The 15,304-nt window shown below is 62.2% G+C and carries 15 protein-coding genes; 11 read left to right on the top strand and 4 right to left on the bottom strand.

Features of this window, described 5'->3' with window-relative positions; all coding sequences use genetic code 11:
- Positions 1–133: 133 nt before the first annotated feature.
- From ABZS43_RS10300 to ABZS43_RS10315, 4 genes are read left to right on the top strand one after another with little or no spacing between them, the layout of a single operon-like run.
- Positions 134–1,489, top strand: a complete 1,356-nt coding sequence (locus tag ABZS43_RS10300; RefSeq protein WP_355035538.1) for a hypothetical protein — start codon at positions 134–136, stop codon at positions 1,487–1,489.
- A 22-nt stretch (positions 1,490–1,511) separates the two neighbouring features.
- On the top strand, positions 1,512–2,186 hold the full coding sequence (locus tag ABZS43_RS10305; RefSeq protein WP_355035539.1) for a class I SAM-dependent methyltransferase: 675 nt from the start codon (positions 1,512–1,514) through the stop codon (positions 2,184–2,186).
- Positions 2,183–3,100 carry a glycosyltransferase family A protein gene (locus tag ABZS43_RS10310; protein WP_355035540.1) on the top strand — a complete coding sequence of 306 codons (918 nt, stop codon included), beginning with the start codon at positions 2,183–2,185 and terminating at the stop codon, positions 3,098–3,100. Before ABZS43_RS10305 ends, ABZS43_RS10310 begins: the two co-directional genes overlap by 4 nt.
- A gap of 26 nt (positions 3,101–3,126) precedes the next feature.
- Entirely contained in the window at positions 3,127–4,407 is a 1,281-nt protein-coding gene (locus tag ABZS43_RS10315; RefSeq protein WP_355035541.1) for a nucleotide sugar dehydrogenase, read from the top strand.
- A 109-nt stretch (positions 4,408–4,516) separates the two neighbouring features.
- Here the strand turns inward: ABZS43_RS10315 and ABZS43_RS10320 are convergent, their stop codons facing one another.
- Complete coding sequence (locus ABZS43_RS10320; protein WP_355035542.1) at positions 4,517–4,888, bottom strand: DUF397 domain-containing protein; 372 nt, start codon at positions 4,886–4,888, stop codon at positions 4,517–4,519.
- A 2-nt stretch (positions 4,889–4,890) separates the two neighbouring features.
- A complete protein-coding gene (locus ABZS43_RS10325; protein WP_355035543.1) occupies positions 4,891–5,829 on the bottom strand; it encodes a helix-turn-helix transcriptional regulator in 939 nt (312 codons plus the stop codon).
- A 487-nt stretch (positions 5,830–6,316) separates the two neighbouring features.
- On the opposite strand from ABZS43_RS10325, the gene ABZS43_RS10330 reads away from it, so the two are divergent.
- From ABZS43_RS10330 to ABZS43_RS10345, 4 genes are read left to right on the top strand one after another with little or no spacing between them, the layout of a single operon-like run.
- Positions 6,317–6,478, top strand: coding sequence for a hypothetical protein (locus ABZS43_RS10330; RefSeq protein WP_355035544.1), 162 nt, complete (start codon positions 6,317–6,319; stop codon positions 6,476–6,478).
- Positions 6,478–6,951 (top strand): hypothetical protein, encoded by a 474-nt coding sequence (locus ABZS43_RS10335; protein ID WP_355035545.1) that lies wholly within the window; start codon positions 6,478–6,480, stop codon positions 6,949–6,951. Before ABZS43_RS10330 ends, ABZS43_RS10335 begins: the two co-directional genes overlap by 1 nt.
- A gap of 3 nt (positions 6,952–6,954) precedes the next feature.
- The gene (locus tag ABZS43_RS10340) at positions 6,955–7,431 is read left to right on the top strand and encodes a DUF4254 domain-containing protein (RefSeq protein WP_355035546.1); all 477 of its coding nucleotides are present in this window, start codon (positions 6,955–6,957) and stop codon (positions 7,429–7,431) included.
- Positions 7,428–7,868: a DUF4254 domain-containing protein gene (locus tag ABZS43_RS10345; protein WP_355035547.1), complete on the top strand. Its 441-nt coding sequence runs from the start codon at positions 7,428–7,430 to the stop codon at positions 7,866–7,868. The genes ABZS43_RS10340 and ABZS43_RS10345 overlap by 4 nt, the downstream gene beginning before the upstream one ends.
- Positions 7,869–8,340: 472 nt before the next feature.
- Here the strand turns inward: ABZS43_RS10345 and ABZS43_RS10350 are convergent, their stop codons facing one another.
- Positions 8,341–9,075 carry a hypothetical protein gene (locus ABZS43_RS10350; RefSeq protein ID WP_355035548.1) on the bottom strand — a complete coding sequence of 245 codons (735 nt, stop codon included), beginning with the start codon at positions 9,073–9,075 and terminating at the stop codon, positions 8,341–8,343.
- Positions 9,076–9,735: 660 nt separating this feature from the next.
- Between ABZS43_RS10350 and ABZS43_RS10355 the strand changes: the two genes are divergently transcribed.
- The 3 genes from ABZS43_RS10355 (at position 9,736) to ABZS43_RS10365 (ending at position 13,789) form a co-directional block, all read left to right on the top strand.
- Positions 9,736–10,647: a hypothetical protein gene (locus ABZS43_RS10355; RefSeq protein ID WP_355035549.1), complete on the top strand. Its 912-nt coding sequence runs from the start codon at positions 9,736–9,738 to the stop codon at positions 10,645–10,647.
- 445 nt (positions 10,648–11,092) lie between these two features.
- Complete coding sequence (locus ABZS43_RS10360; protein ID WP_355035550.1) at positions 11,093–11,968, top strand: site-specific DNA-methyltransferase; 876 nt, start codon at positions 11,093–11,095, stop codon at positions 11,966–11,968.
- A 129-nt stretch (positions 11,969–12,097) separates the two neighbouring features.
- The gene (locus ABZS43_RS10365; RefSeq protein ID WP_355035736.1) at positions 12,098–13,789 is read left to right on the top strand and encodes an AAA family ATPase; all 1,692 of its coding nucleotides are present in this window, start codon (positions 12,098–12,100) and stop codon (positions 13,787–13,789) included.
- On the opposite strand, the gene ABZS43_RS10370 is transcribed toward ABZS43_RS10365, so the two are convergent.
- Positions 13,781–15,208: a DUF2357 domain-containing protein gene (locus ABZS43_RS10370; RefSeq protein WP_355035551.1), complete on the bottom strand. Its 1,428-nt coding sequence runs from the start codon at positions 15,206–15,208 to the stop codon at positions 13,781–13,783. The genes ABZS43_RS10365 and ABZS43_RS10370 overlap by 9 nt on opposite strands.
- Positions 15,209–15,304: the final 96 nt, after the last annotated feature.

Raw genomic sequence — 15,304 nt, forward strand, 5'->3', positions numbered from 1 at the left:
GCCTCGTGTTCCGATCCTTCCCGGTAGCGCTCGGTCTTGGCAACCTTGATCACACCCGGATCCAAGACATCGACAACACCGGAACAGCTCATCGGATGCGGCCGGGCGCGCTGAATTTCGAAGGGGGAGCGCAGTGTCGACGCAACTGGTGGTAGTGGGATTCGATGAGATCGTTGCCCGAAAGTACTTGCCGTGCCTCATCTCCGCGATCAATGAGGGGCATCTGTCGTCGTACTCGATCATCGACCTCGAGTCGGAGCGCGAAGTGATCTCGGCGCGGCTGCGGGGAGTGCCGATTGCGCCGAGGCATGTGCACTATCTGCCCAATCCTTGTGCGGGACAATCAGTATCGCAAGATCTGGTCGCGGAAGCGTTCGGCCGCGTCACCGACGGTTCTGCACCGATCCGCGCCTATATCGCCACCGAGGTCAAGGCGCACGAGAGCTATCTTCGGTTCTGTGTGGACAACGGGATCGGCTCACTGGTCGAGAAACCTGTGCTCGCTCCGTTGCGCGATGGACGGTTCGAGGCCCCGCTGATCACTCCGATCATGCGGTCGTTGATTGCCTCGGCGGCCCGCAAACCCGAAGTCCGGCATTCGGTAATGACCCTGTCGCGCTATCACCGGGTATACAACGACCGGGTAATCGCCGAACTCGCCAAGAGGGTCCGGGCATGGCAGGCGCCGGTGACCTCCCTTCACCTGCGCTGCGCGGGTGGGGTGTGGAATCGTCAGGAGGAGTACGAATTTCGCGACGACCACCCGTACAAGTTCGGGTACGGAATGATGATGCACGGCGCGTACCACTACATCGATCTGGTCGTGCAGGCGATCCAGCTGAACAGAACCGCGCTGCCCGATCACCGGCTTCGGTTCCAAGTCGGCGCGATCACCGCGTCTCCCGCTGACCAGCATCTGCGCATACCGATCTCGGCTGCCGCTCGAATCGGTGACAGTGAGGACCGGTGGCCGGACTCGCAGGTCCCCGCACAGCACTTCGGGGAAACCGACGTTACCGCCATGGTCAGATTGGTCGACACCCAATCGGGGCGCACCGTAACCATGGGGACTCTGGCCTTCGAGCAGACCACGCCCTCGGTGCGGAACTGGACCAGTCTCCCAGCCGGGACCTATAACAAGAACGGCCGCACATCCTCGGTCGACTTCGAGGTGGGACTGTCGACCCTGTTCAGCGCGCACACACACTGCTACGACATTCCGACCAGCGACCCCGACAAGATCGATGCGTTCGCCCGGATTACCACCCGCGCCAACGCCACCTTGTATCCCGGCGAAGACTACGTCACCACCGAGGAACACCACGGAGTGTTTCACTCCGACAGCAACCGAGCCCTGATGACCGCGTGGCTGCGTGGCAGCGAGACACGCAGCCTCCTTGCCGACCATCTGCTTCCGATGCAGTTGATCGAAGCCATCCTGATCGCCGCGGCGAATCCGGGACGACTCGCGTCCGTCGATCTTCCCTGATCCCCATCCCGAGGACGAGAGCATGCCTCTTCTGCGCTCCCAGCAATCACTCACTGCCTATTACACCGCAGCGCTGGCGATCGGGGACACCACACCCGAAAACCTCCAGCAGGCCGTCACACCGGAGTTCATGCAGTTACTCGCCACGACATCTCTCACCGGGTCGACACGGACGGCACTTGACATCGGTTACGGCGCTGGAGCTTACGCGATTGCTCTCGCCCAGAACGGATTCGAGGTCCAGGCTGTCGATCGCGTCGCGGCCGAGCTGTTCACTTCCCGATTGCCTGCCTCGGACTGGGCCGCACATATCCGGGCCGTCTGCTCACCGATCCAGCACTACCCGATCACGGAACCCGTAGGCGTCCTCGTCGCCAAAGATGTCCTGCACTACCTGCAACGAAGCGACGTGTACTCGGTCCTCGACACCGCTATCACGGTATCGGTACCAGGCAGCTGCCACTATCTACAGATTTTCACCGACATCGACCGAACCGACCCGGACGGCAAACCCGTCGGTATCGAGGACGAACTCGACAGCACGACCGATCAGCTCATCACCGACCTCGAGCAGCTGTACCGAGGATGGTCGCTGCACCACACCACCACCGATCACAGGGAGAGCGACCGCTCCACCGGTCGACCGTACTTCCACGCCACCAAAGTCACCACCATCGCCCGACGGGGAAACCCATGACAACCGCGCGAGGGATCAGCGTGGTCATCCCCTGCCACAACACCGGCCATTACATCCTCGAAGCAGTGACCTCGGTCCTCAATCAGCCAGCGAGGACACCATTCGAAGTCATCGTTGTCGACGACGGATCCGATGACCCCGAAACGCGCGCCGCGCTCACCGAGTGCCGGATCGCCGACAACGTTGACCTCGTTCGGCTCGACGCCAGACACGGTGTTCAGCGTGCTCGCACGATCGGCGTATTGAGGGCCCGATACCGGTACGTACTTCCACTCGACGGCGACGATCGCCTTTCTACCGATCCGCGCTTGCTCCGCGAGGGCACCTATCTCGACCGTGCCGTCACGATTCTGGACGCTGACCCTGACGTGGCCTTCGTGCACACACTGACTCGAATGTTCGGTGACAGCGAGGGTTTGACGATCTCCTCCTATCCCTGCCGTGAAGACCTGGTCATTCGCAAACATCATGTACCCACCACGATCGTCTACCGCCGAGCCGAGGGTGTCTCCGCCGGGCTCTACGACGAGTCCATTCGGAAATGGCAGGACTGGGCCTTCGCGGTCGCCCTGCTCGCCGCGCGCCATCGCCTCGGCACCGTGAACCGGATCGGCTTCGTCGACGGTCCCTACGTGCACTACCGAATCCATGCCCGAACCAATCGAATCTCCACCAGCGAGGTGTCCGAATCCGCGATGACCTACCGCGTCGTCAACGCCAACCTCGACTACTTCCGACACCACTACGGCGACCACAGCGCCGAACACATCGCAAATCAGGTCCACCATGCCAAACCGTCACGGCTCGTGGATCTGCTGCACATGGCTCATCACGACCTCGGTCAAGCCCTCGCCGTCTCCCACGAACGCGACGCCGACCTCACCAGCCACCTCCACGAGCTCGGCATCCCATGACCAGCCGCCACCAACCGGAAGTAGCGATGGCTCCAAACACCGTGACCAACAGCGAACAAACACCAGGCCAGAACGTCGTGGTGATGGGGGTGGGATACGTCGGTCTGTCACTGTGCCGAGAAGCCGTTCGCGCCGAGCACAATGTCACCGGCATAGACATCAACGCCGAACGAGTCGAGGCGATCAAGAATGGCACACCACCACCCGACAGCCTCACCACCGATGAACTGACCGAACTGCTCGGCCGCGGCTTCGCCGTCACCAGCGACACCACGGCACTACACACCGCCGACGTCGTCGTAGTCTGCGTTCCCACACCACTGCGAGCAGGCCACCCCGACCTCACCGCCGTCGAGAACGCCGCCCGCACCATCCGAGACCACTTGAGACCCGCCACCCTCGTGGTTCTGGAATCGACCACCTACCCAGGCACAACCCAGGACGTCGTCGCACCGATCCTGTCCGAATCCGGGCTTGATATCGGAACCGAAGTCGCCCTGGCCTATTCACCGGAACGTATTCAGCCCGGCAACCGCGATTTCCGCTTACGCGACACCCCCAAGATCGTCGCCGGACTCACACCCATCTGCACTGAACTGGCAGCGAATTTCTACCGGACCTTAGTCGACACCGTGGTCATCGCGGCGGGACTCCGTGAAGCCGAGATGGCCAAACTCTTGGAGAACATCTACCTCAACGTAAACATTGCACTCGTCAACGAAATGGCAATCGTATGCGGTGAATTGGGTATCGACGTGTGGGAAGTCATCCGCTGCGCGTCCACCAAACCGCATGGCTTCCAAGCATTCTCACCCGGCCCCGGTGTCGGCGGACACTGCATCCCCGTGGACCCCGTCTACCTGACCACCCTCGCCCGCACACACCGAACCCCCGCGCGACTGGTCGAAACCGCCCACGAAATCAACCAACGCATGCCGCACCACATCGTCGAACGCGCCTACGCCGCACTCGGCTTCCACGGAATCTCACCCGACCGGGCTCGGATCACACTCGTGGGCATCACGTACAAGCCCAATGCTGCCGATCTCCGCGAAACCCCCGCAGGCCCGATCGCGCGAATGCTGCTCAACCGTGGCTCGGAGGTGTACTACAGCGACCGACACGTGGAAGACTGGACGGTCGAAGGAACGACGATCCCGCGAGCAGATCCCGCGATTCAACGCTACGACCTGGGAATATTCCTACAACACCACGACGGTACCGACACCACCTACATCGCCGCCGCCTGCTCCACCGTGCTCGACACGCGAGGCAAGTTAGATGGACCGAATGTGGTCCGACTCTAAGGAGCTACGGCGGAGTCGAGCCGATGCCACCAGACGCCCGCGAAGCCCGCTTCGCGCTGAGGCGAGGATTGAGCCCTCGATCCGCAAATCCGAAATGCGCCCTCGATCATCAAGCTGCGGCGCGCTCAAACTCTCCCGCAAGAACCCCTTGGATGAACGCTGTCCATTCATCTGGGGTGAAGACAAGTTCGACTGCACTGTCAGTCACTCTTACCCAACCGTCCTCGCGGACGGTGATCCGCGGGACACCCGCGATTTCGCTTTGTGTCGTCGGATTCGCCGAGCTATCACAGAAGGTCGCCCACATCTCCGCGCGCATCGAGAGCACTGGTTGGTGGTTCGGATTGTTCGCCGGGTTTCGAAGGTATTTGCTGTCACGGACAAGTGCTTGATTGCCGATGAAGTTGACCTCGACGCAAGACGCGCCGCCGTTGTTGCTGAACGTACTCTTCCGCCAACCGTGACGGATGGGGGTGGTCATCGCTACTCCATGTCCTTGAACTGCGAGATTCGGCGCTCTATGGCTGCATGGGTCTCGGCGAACGAGGATGCTTTCTGGCGGATCTGGTCGGCAGCCAACGAGTACAAGTCTACTTGTGGGCGGTCTTGGAGATAGAGCGCTCCGGTGTGGTATTCGACGTAGGCGATGCCGCGCGCCTCGGCGAATTCGAGAATGATGAACGAACCAGGTAGTCCGTCGTGTACCGCGACCCGGGTCGGGATGACTTGGAACTCGACATTGTCCCGCTCGATCAGCATCAACAGGTGCTGCAACTGTTCACGCATGACGCGAGGGCCGCCGACCGGCCTGTCCAAGGCTGCTTCCTCGACGACCGCGCCGAGTCGTAGCGGATTGTCGGTATCGACGAGTCGCTGCCGCGCCATCCTCGCGCGGACCGACTGCGCCAGATCCATCTTCGGAATGTGGAGGCTGTCGCCGAGCAGCGCCGTCGCATAGTCCGGTGTTTGCACCTGCCCCGGCAAGACCTTATCCGCGTATTCGAACTGTCGTGTTGCCAACCCTTCGAGGCCGACGAAGGTCTTGAACCAGTCCGGGAGCACTTCACCGAACGGTGCCCACCAGGTTCCGTGGTCGGCACGCCCGGCGAGTGTGACAGTTCGTTCGATGTCCTCGACCTGGACTCCGTAGAAGCGGAGCAGTACGGCGACTTCGTCGGGTGCTTGCTGGGTCTTTCCGCTCTCCATGTAGCTGAGTTTCGCTGGCGTGCACCCGATGTGCTTGGCGGCGTCGGACTGTTTGATCCGCGCCTGTTCACGTGCCGCGCGGAGATCGTGTCCGACCAGGAACCGCAGGGCCGAAGGATCCGAACGTTCGTCGCGCACTGATTCCCCTCCATCGCCGCCGGATCGCTGCGGACAAACTACCTCATAAAAATCTGCCGTATCTATGTCATTATTCATACAATTAAGCTTAAATCAAAGCGTAATCACATCGTAGTGCAGACGGCTCATCAGCCGCCGAACCAGACGCAGGAGTGGTCATGAAGGTGAGCGCCTTACCCGACTCGCCCGCAGAGAACGGCCTCACACAGAGCTGTCCCGGGCCATCTGTGATGCCGAATCGAACTACGACACGAGCGAGCCGGTCAGACATGCCCAATAGGAACAGCAAGACCTCAAGGACTACCGGCCAGTCCGCACATGCGGCTCGCTGCGTCGGACAGGGGCAGTGGGTCGTCAGCTTCCTACCCGGCAGGACGTTGTCATCCGATCAAGCGCATGCCGCGCTGCGGGTAGCTGACGAACTCGACAGCTTGCGCAGTATCTCAACGTCGCTGGGTTTGACAGTCCTCGAATTAGTCGGGTTGGCGATGATTGACTGCTCCGAGCAGCGGGCGTTTGCGCATCCGTCTGCCGTGCAGGTCCCGTCGCAGATGGGCCAGGAGCGGTGACCGGCGAGCAAGCGATCACCTCAGCGGCGGCGGTCGTGGCGTTCAGTGCGGGGGCCGCGCGCGGGCACGCGGCCGCGGTGGTCGAACTGGCCGAGCTGTACGGCTACCTGAGGGCCGTCTCGCCGCCGGTGGTCGGAGTTCGGGTGGGGGTGCGGTGATGTTCGAGAGTTGTCACACCGCATCCGAGGTCGCCTACATCTATCGCCGGATGGGGATCCCGGTCTCGGTCGCCTTCGACCGGGTGGCGGTGATCGCCGATCGCACCTCGGGGGCGGTGGCGATGCCTTCTCAGCTGGGCGGACTTGTTCATCAGGCCCTGCTCGAGGACTCCCGGTGTGAGTGCGTGCCGATCCTGACCCACGCACGATCCCGCCGTGAGGAGTGGGTGTTTCTCGTGGGTCCGGCGTGGGGTGGGAAGGTCGCGCACCGAACCCTGGACAGTCTGCGCGATCACGGGGTACGTCTGTTGGATTCCGGGCAGCGGGTGTGGTTGCCGATGAGTGATCACCCGACGGGGTGGCGGTGGATTTCCGAGCCGGTCGAGGCACAGAAGATACCGTCGCGTTCCAGCGTGATCGCTGCTGCGCGTGATCTGGTCGGCCGGGTCGAGTTGTCGACGGCGTGGACGTGACCGATGGACGTCACATCAGATGTGTCCGAATTTCATTGGGAGGGGCCGGAAACGGCGTTGTTGCCAGGTGAGGCGTTGTTGTCGGCGATCCGGGGACATCACCTCGGCGATCACCGGTTGGCGGATCTGGCCCACGAGTTCGGGGTGATGTATCACCGGCGGTTGACGGGTCTCGATTCCGGGTGTGGCTGCCGCAGAGCCGAACTCGTCCTCGCGGTGGATGTGTGGGTGGGTGATCACCTGCCGGTTCCGCATCCGTCTGCGACGCTGCATACTGAGACGTTGGGCACGGTAATCGACCGCCTCGCCTATGCACAGGTTCATGCCTATCGCCTGTTGATGACTGTGGATGTATCCGACCCACGGGTGCACGAAAGCTGGTGTCAGCTCGCGGAGCTGGTCGATAACTACACCGACCTGGTCACCGCCATCGCGCAGCGCTCCCGCCGCCTACCCGCCCTCGGGGGCGGCACCCGATGAAACGCCCCATGCTGCCGGACAAGCACGAACTCCTTACCGCCTGTCGAGGCTTCCCGCTACCCGCTGACGACCCGGTCCTGAGCGCCGCCGCCGAACTCGCCGTGCTGCATCAAGGCCGGGAACAGACACCGCATTGCGCACTCACCCGGATCGAGGGACATCGCGCCCGGCTGATGAACCGCATCGATTCCTGGGTGCTGCTGGTCAGCCCGCAACCGCTACCGACCGCGCGGGTCCATACCCACACGATGGGCCAAGTCATCGACCGCCTCGCCCAGTTGACCGCCCACACCTACACCGCCCTCGCCGCAGGCCCCGACGAAGTGTTTTGGGAAGCGACCGAGTTCGTCGACGACCTCGCCATCGCCTACACCGACCTCGCCGCCGAACTCCTCGCCGGAACCCGCCGCCTACCGCTCACCACGACCTCGGTCTGAGGTCACCATGCAACCTTCTGAACACTGCCGGAGTGCGGCGGGCGATTCGCGGATCGCTCGCCGTTCCGCTGGTTTTCGGGTTGGCGCGACCACGACACCGTCTGCAGTGGTCCCATTTTGACCCGTTGGTGCACTGCCTCGGCCGCCGGTTCACAAATGCTACTGCGACCCCCAACCAGACGCGAGACGAGCGGACGGTCGGGCTCTCGCCAGCGGAAGGTCCCGGATCGGACTTGCTAGTTGAATGGGGCCCGAAAACGGACGATAACTGGCGGTGCTCGCTCGAACAGCACGGCCCTAGTTCCAGCGCAACCACTCAGGAAGGGGTCGATCAGTTCGGATGATCTGCAAACTTTTCGGTGTTTCCTCCAGCGCAGCGGACAGGACTCGACCATCGGTCAACCGGACCTCAAGATCGAAATGCGACGCGGATGGGTAGTTTTGAGATGCCTGGCCGCGAAGATGTCGACCGTCAAGTTCGATCTCGTGGTCTGCGTTCGGTGTACAGGGTAGGACGATTACAGGAATGAACCGATCGATGGAGAGCGACGTTGAACACTGGCTTGCGATGGTGGGCTGCGAGTTGGTCGAGCAGCCATTTCAGTCGTTTGTCATCTCGCCTGGTCTGTTTTTGGTCGATCACCGCCTGTGCAATGCCTGCGGCTGATCGGCAGAACGCCCGCTGCTCGGCAACGGTCATGGGCCGATCTAGAGTCCCTGCAGCGTTGATCGCGATCAAATTCGCGGTATTCAGGTCGACTCGAATCCCGCTGTGGACGAGCGAGTGCCGAAGCTCCGCAGTGGCTGCGTAAACTCCCATGACGATCCGCCAGACAGAAGGTTTCAACGGGTTCGCTGGCCCGAGGTTCCCGCTGTTGGCCCGCCCTACCTTCTGGGTAATCGTGTACTCGCCTTGACGCTCCGGCTGTACACCGTCCTCATGGAGGCGAAGCTCCATCAATAGGTCGAGTACCTTCCAAGCCGCCCCGAAAAGTAGCGGATACACATCCTGCGCAGTGAGGTGTTGACCCGCTGCGCACGTCGTACTGTCGGCCACGGTGACGATAAAGTTGATGCCCAGCGTGCCCGTGTCGTCGAGCAAGATTTCGACCCCACCATTCGATGAGGGAAAGAATGGGGTGGCGCGCGAGAGCACGTACCTCTCGAACGTCGTGTCATCCGCGTATTCGGAGACGGACTTCGGCATGGAGACCTCCACTCGGACGTACCGCACCAGCTAGGACCACGAGAAGCCCTTCGAATCTACTCGATTCGGCGACTGGCAATCGCGGGAGATGGACCGACATCTACACAGGTCAGGGAACTGCAAATCCAGAGAGTCGAGTGCCCAAGAGACCTCAGAGCACCCGCACTGCACAACGCTCTTGACATCCGGCAATCGGAATGAGCGGACGCCCAGACGGGATTCTGACAGGTTGCCGGGGGCTCAGAACAGCCGTAGGTGGAGACTCGCAACTGGCCACCCACACGGATTTCAAAGTGGCCGCGGACAATCGACGATGTCTACCATTGCAGGCCGGGTGATTGAAGGTATGGCCCTGGTAGAACCGTCCGATGGACGCGGTGTCCGGCGCTGTTCCTGGACTGCGTGAAGGTGAGGATCGGGATGGCAGCGTTGCGAATCGGCTGATCGCTGACAGCCTGCCAGTCCGAGGCGCACAAGGTCCTCGATCGACTACGACGCGTAGGTCGCGGATAAGGTGGCGCCCCGGGCCGTCGTCATATGCGGCCGCGTTAGCCGGTCATGGCGACGCGGCTCCGCGAAATGTCGAATGCACTGGTGGTTTGACGCCACATGTGCCCGCCTCTCGCAAGCCCAGCACATCCGCCTAGGAGTCCCAGCACGATGAAATCGGAACACGGCCTCGGGCCACAGAACCCAGGCGATGGTCCGCTTCTCCGTCGTCTCCGGCTCCACCAATCCTGGTATCGAGCGGTAGTACTGGGCTTACCCAGCTGGGGTAGTACCAACGGAATATCGGCACGGCCGCTCGGCAGTATTCTGTGCGAGAAGGACTCTGCGGCCGGGCTGAACTTCAGTTCACCAAAGGCGCTCGAGCTCTACAGGAATCGTCATGCGGCGGGCTGGGGGATCGACCCGCGCTGCAGTGCGTACATGACTTCCAGCCAAGCGTTGTCGATCAACCTCTTTGGCCTCCTTGAGGAAGAGGCGGGGTGGCTCCTCCGATGCCTGAGCGTGTGGCTCGAACGCCCTGACCTCAAGGTCATCAAGATGTGCGAGCTGGAGTTTGCGCCAGCTCGTCGCAGCCTGCACCTGAATGACCAGACTAGGATCGACGCTCTTATCATCGCGCACGGCGATCGCGGACCCGAGGCGATTGCGATCGAGGTCAAGTACGCGGACAGGTTCAATAGCAGACGTGTGAATATCGCGACCGCGCCCTACCGCGACCTGGCCAGTCGCAGTGGGCTCTGGACGGAGCCGTCATGGGCGCTCAGCGAGCGTCGCGTGAATCAGCTCGCGCGCATCCATGCTCTGGCAACCTCGTACGCGATGTCCCTCGACATCGCAGTGCCGGTCACTCTGCTTGTGTTGACCCACGATCTGGACACCAGTGCAGCGCAGGTCGTCGGCGAGTACCAGCGGTATGTGAGCGGGCCACTCGTACGCCGCGTATCCATAAGCGAAGCCTGCAACCTAGTCGTCGACAGCGCGCCCCCGCACTGCAGGGGCATGGCGCAGAATCTGCTTCTCCGATACGGGTCCGAAGCCGCGAGCGACACTTCCGTCCAGTAGCGATTCGCGCTTTAGCCCTACCCGTAGACAGGACACGGATGGCGGCCACGTCGCCGGGTCAACGCTTTGGCGCAGGCTTCGCGGTTTCCGTCTTGGCCGGATAGCGGCCCGTTGCCGTCGCCCATGCCACGACCTCGCGCCTGTCCCAGATATCCCCAGACCGCAGCCGCCGCACAGGTGTCGGGAAGTGGGCGTGCCTGGTCTTCCACACGTTCACCGTGTTCGCGTCGATGCCAAGAAGTTCTCCGATCTCCGCTGGGCCGACAAGGTGCTCGGCCAAGGCTCTCAGATCGGACGCGGCAGGGTTCGACACGCTTCAGCCTACGGTGCTGCAGACGCAATCGGAATAACGAGGGCCCTCGCGACACGCGGAGCCGGATGCGGCAGACCGTCGGAGATATCTTACACTGGCGGCATGTCGGTGCCTTCTGCAAGTCTGCCTGCTGTGCGTGACGATGCCTTAAACCAAGACGATTCGCTGTATGCCTCAGGCAAGCGGAGAAACGGCACGTTGTGGACGATCCTCAACGGTGACAGCAAGGAGGTCGCGAGCAGCCTCGCGCCCGGTTCGATCAACTGTGTGATCACTAGCCCGCCCTACTACTGGCAGCGGGACTACGAGGTCGACGGCCAGTTCGGGCTTGAGCCCACCATCGACGGCTACGTGGACAACCTCCGTGAGACCTTCGCAGCTATCAAGCCAGCCCTGGCCGAGGACGGCGTTGTCTTCCTAAACCTCGGCGACACCTACTACAACGCCAAGGGTCGTCCACACGGCAAGGACGACAAGCACCGCAGCCGCCGCCTGCCGGGCCTTCGTGCGGTGGACGGGCCCGGTTTGGGACTTCCCCGTAAGTCGCTCATCGGCATCCCCTGGCGCGTTGCTCTCGCCCTCCAGGAAGATGGATGGACGCTGCGTAGCACCATCATATGGGTGCGCAAGTCAGCTATCCCGGAGCCGACGAGCAAGGACCGTCCGTGGCGCAAATACGAGCACATCTTCCTGTTGTCCAAGTCCCCCCGCTATTTCTTCGACCGAGACGGCCTGGACGGCGAGGAGGATGTCTGGTTCATCGAACCCGACAGACGGTCGCTCGCCCGTGGAACGCACTACGCGCCGTACCCCCGGAAGCTCGTCGAACGGTGCATTGCGGCCGGATGCCCTGAGGGTGGAACAGTCCTCGATCCGTTCGTCGGTGGCGGCACAACCATGTACGTCGCCGACGAGATGAACCGATCATCAGTGGGCATCGAACTCAATCCAGATTTCTGTGCGCTCATCTCGGAGAATATGGAGCGGCTGGGCGAACCGACCGAATAGCGGATTCCGCGTCGGGGTGTGCGAGCTACGTTGGCATCTCCCAAGTAACGTGAACCCGTGCCGTACGTGACTGCTCACCTTCTCCTAGAAGCCGTGAGGTCCATCGAAGGGGCCCACGCTTTGACTGTTGTGACGCTCCCAGCACTTCTACGAGAGGCAAAGCGCCGAGGCGTAGACGCCACGAAGGACCAAATCCCTTACGGCGGCGGCGTCGAGGAGCGGTACCTTAAGGACTTCTACGAGCTTCCCGGGGCCCCCGATCCGCATCGCCCGTACCGGGCAATCTGGAGCGATGACACGCACTGGCAGACGCGGAAGTTCACTGGCGGCGGACTCCAGCGACAACGCGGACAGCGCGCAGGCCGGGGCCAGGTGCTGGTCCAGCGAAAGCCTGCTCAGACCGGCCTTTCAGTGGATATCTGGGGCTTGACGCCCAATGCTGGAGCAGAGCTGCTGGCTGAGACGAAGAAGCCGGTTCGACTGATCGACCTCGCCCTGTGGATCGGTCGTGACGTCGACACATCGTCGCTCGACGACGCCGTCCTCGGCGCTGCAGGCCGCAATTCAAGGTCGGAGGACATCGACAAACTCGACGCCTGGTTCAAGCACGAATTCGGTCCTGATTGCGGCGACCTCGTCGGGACTATCTTTTTGGACGAGATTCCGGACGAGTACCGAGCGATTCCCTTCGCTGTCGATGCGGTTTCCGACGAGACCTATCAGCAGTTCGGAGTGCTGCCTCCAGCCCCTACAGTCACCGACGACCTGTCGACCGTCATTGGGCGGTTGGAGGCCCGAATCGAGGCCCAGGGCTTCCAGCTACCAGGCGGGCTCGTGGGGCGCGTCCTGACTGCCTGGCTTCGTGGCGACCTGGTCGTGCTCGTCGGCCAGCCTGGCACCGGAAAGACGATGTTCGCCACGCTTCTTGGAAGCGCCATGGAGGAGGAGTTCGACCTTGACGCTCCGCTGCTGATTCCGATCCGTGCCGACTTCGATGAGGCCGAGTTGATCGGATATGAGAGACTCGACGGCACCATGCATCTCCAGGACTTCGCCCGCGAAATCCTGCTCGACGACTCCCCACTTGAGGCGCGGGTCGTCATCTTCGAGGAATTCAACCTGGCCTCCGTGGAAACCTATCTGTCCGCGGTGCTTGTCGCTACTCAGGAGCGTGAACGAATCATCCGGCTGCCTGACGGCGAGGTCAGGAACCTGCCCATCGATACGTTTGTCATAGCGACCTGCAACTCGTTCCGGGACGAGCCAGAGACTCGTACCCGAGTGAGTTCGCCGACGAAGCGCAGATCCACGACGATCACGATGCCGAACGTCCTCGGCGACAGGTACGAGGATGACCTGACCACCGCTGTGACAGGTGTCGTCAAGGGCATGATCCGCAACGAGCGCGAGCGCGTCGAAGACAGGCAACGCGCGGGACGCGCGTCTCACTTCGATTCCCTCAGGCTAACGGCCCTCCGATCGGTTTCCGACATCGAGGACTTCAGCGAGGCCGCGCAGGAGGCGCTGGTGAGCGTTGTAAATGCCGTGCTTGAGACGACGAGCGGGCGATCCTGGTTCACGCTCGGAATCCTGCGCGACGTTGTGATGGCGCTTGTGATGGCGGAGCGCGACGAGGAGGCCGAGCTGACTGCCCTGGGAAACGCCGTTGCCGATAAGATCGTGCACCAACTCCGTGGGAAGCACTCCGACGCTCAGCCGCTCTACGCGGCGGCGGCGACCCTGCCCAATTCCGGGGAGATTGGACGGCTCATCGAGCAGGCGATGTCTGGGCCGAGCGACGAACTTCTGCCACTACTTTGATTGATCGCGGACATACGGAGGCGTCTGAAGGCGTTCCAGGACGTAGACGAGCGCTTGGTCCAGCCCATCGTCGGGGCCGACGACGGGGATCTCGACCACGCTCTTGCCATGGTCGGTGATAACTCTCGCATTCTTCTCCGCACCCGGATAGAGAATCACGACCGAGGAGAGTCCGTAGAGGCTCTGGTAGGCAGCGACCTCTTTTCGACTGTCTTCTGACGCGTTGCCATCGCTTCCGATCCGGTACTTGGCGTCGAGCACAGCGACTCTGCCGGTCGACTTCTCGTGGAGGAGCAGGTCGGGCTTAGATGCGTCAGGGGCCATCGTCTTCGATCTCCAGGAGGCGATGACGGTGGCCGGTGGTGCAGTGTCGTAATACAGGTCGAACTCGGCACCTGTAAAGGCGAGGGGAGCGGACCCGAACACACTGGAGGTCTGCTCCAGGCCCAGCGCCGACGCGACACGATGCGCCGCGTAAGCCTGATAGATCCTATCGGCGCTCTCGATGTAGCTATAACGACGGGCGGGGTCGGCACTGGCGGTCCAGCCGAAGTCTCTAGCCGTCCTTGTGAGGTCGAAGACCTTGCAATAGCTCTGATCGGTGAACTCTGGTCCGCTGCGGGGCAATGCCAGCGCACTCGGCCTCATCCGGAACTTGACCGCGAGCGGCTGCGTCAGGAGCCGGCCGACACGCTCGCGCCATAACCGGCACCGAGCTCGGGGCACGGCGGGGAGTTGCGAGCGCATTAGATCGGACAGCAGTTGCCCAATGAGGTCTAGGAGGTGCACGGCGCGACGGTTGGACACCGTGTCTACGGTGCGCTGGCGACGGCGTGCGACAACCCGTGTCGGGTTGTAGAACTTCCCTGCCTCATTCAGCAGCCCACCCTCTTGCTCGACGAAGTTCCGTTTTGGGTTAGACCTGAGAAATCGCATCGTCGGGATTGTGAGGACCGAGCTTCCGCCACGGCGGCTCAGCACTCGAACTGAAACTTCCTCAGTCCGCGGGGCGGTGAGTACGGTCTCTATAGCGGCAAATGCTTCATCAGCGTTAGCGTCGAACCATCCGTAAACGACATGAGGGTCAAGGTAGCCGCTGCCGTCAGAGAAGAGCGCCTGTCCAGTCCATCCGGTGCCGAGGTTTTGGAGATGGCTTAACATCCGCGTCATGCCATCAAGCCGCAGCTTCTGGTCCTCGGTCGCGAACCAGTAGGCTCTACCGTCGACCTCAATTCGGTGGAAACCTGTCGATCGCGTGTAGTCCAGCGCAAGAAGACCGGTCATTCCCGCCGAGAGGCGACGGTCGACGCCATCGACTCGGATCCTTCTGCTGGTATGGCCGGTCACGCTCAAGACGATCGGCCCTGGGCCCACCACAACTGACTGACCATCCAGTTCGGTCTCGCTGTTCCGGGCCACGACAACGACCCGAGTACGGGGTGTGGCCGTGCGAGAGCTTGGAGTCACGTCGTCAGGCTACGTTGTCGCGTATGTGGCTCCACGACTACACAACTC

It is taken from the genome of Nocardia sp. NPDC005366, from assembly GCF_040606855.1.
GTDB lineage: Bacteria > Actinomycetota > Actinomycetes > Mycobacteriales > Mycobacteriaceae > Nocardia.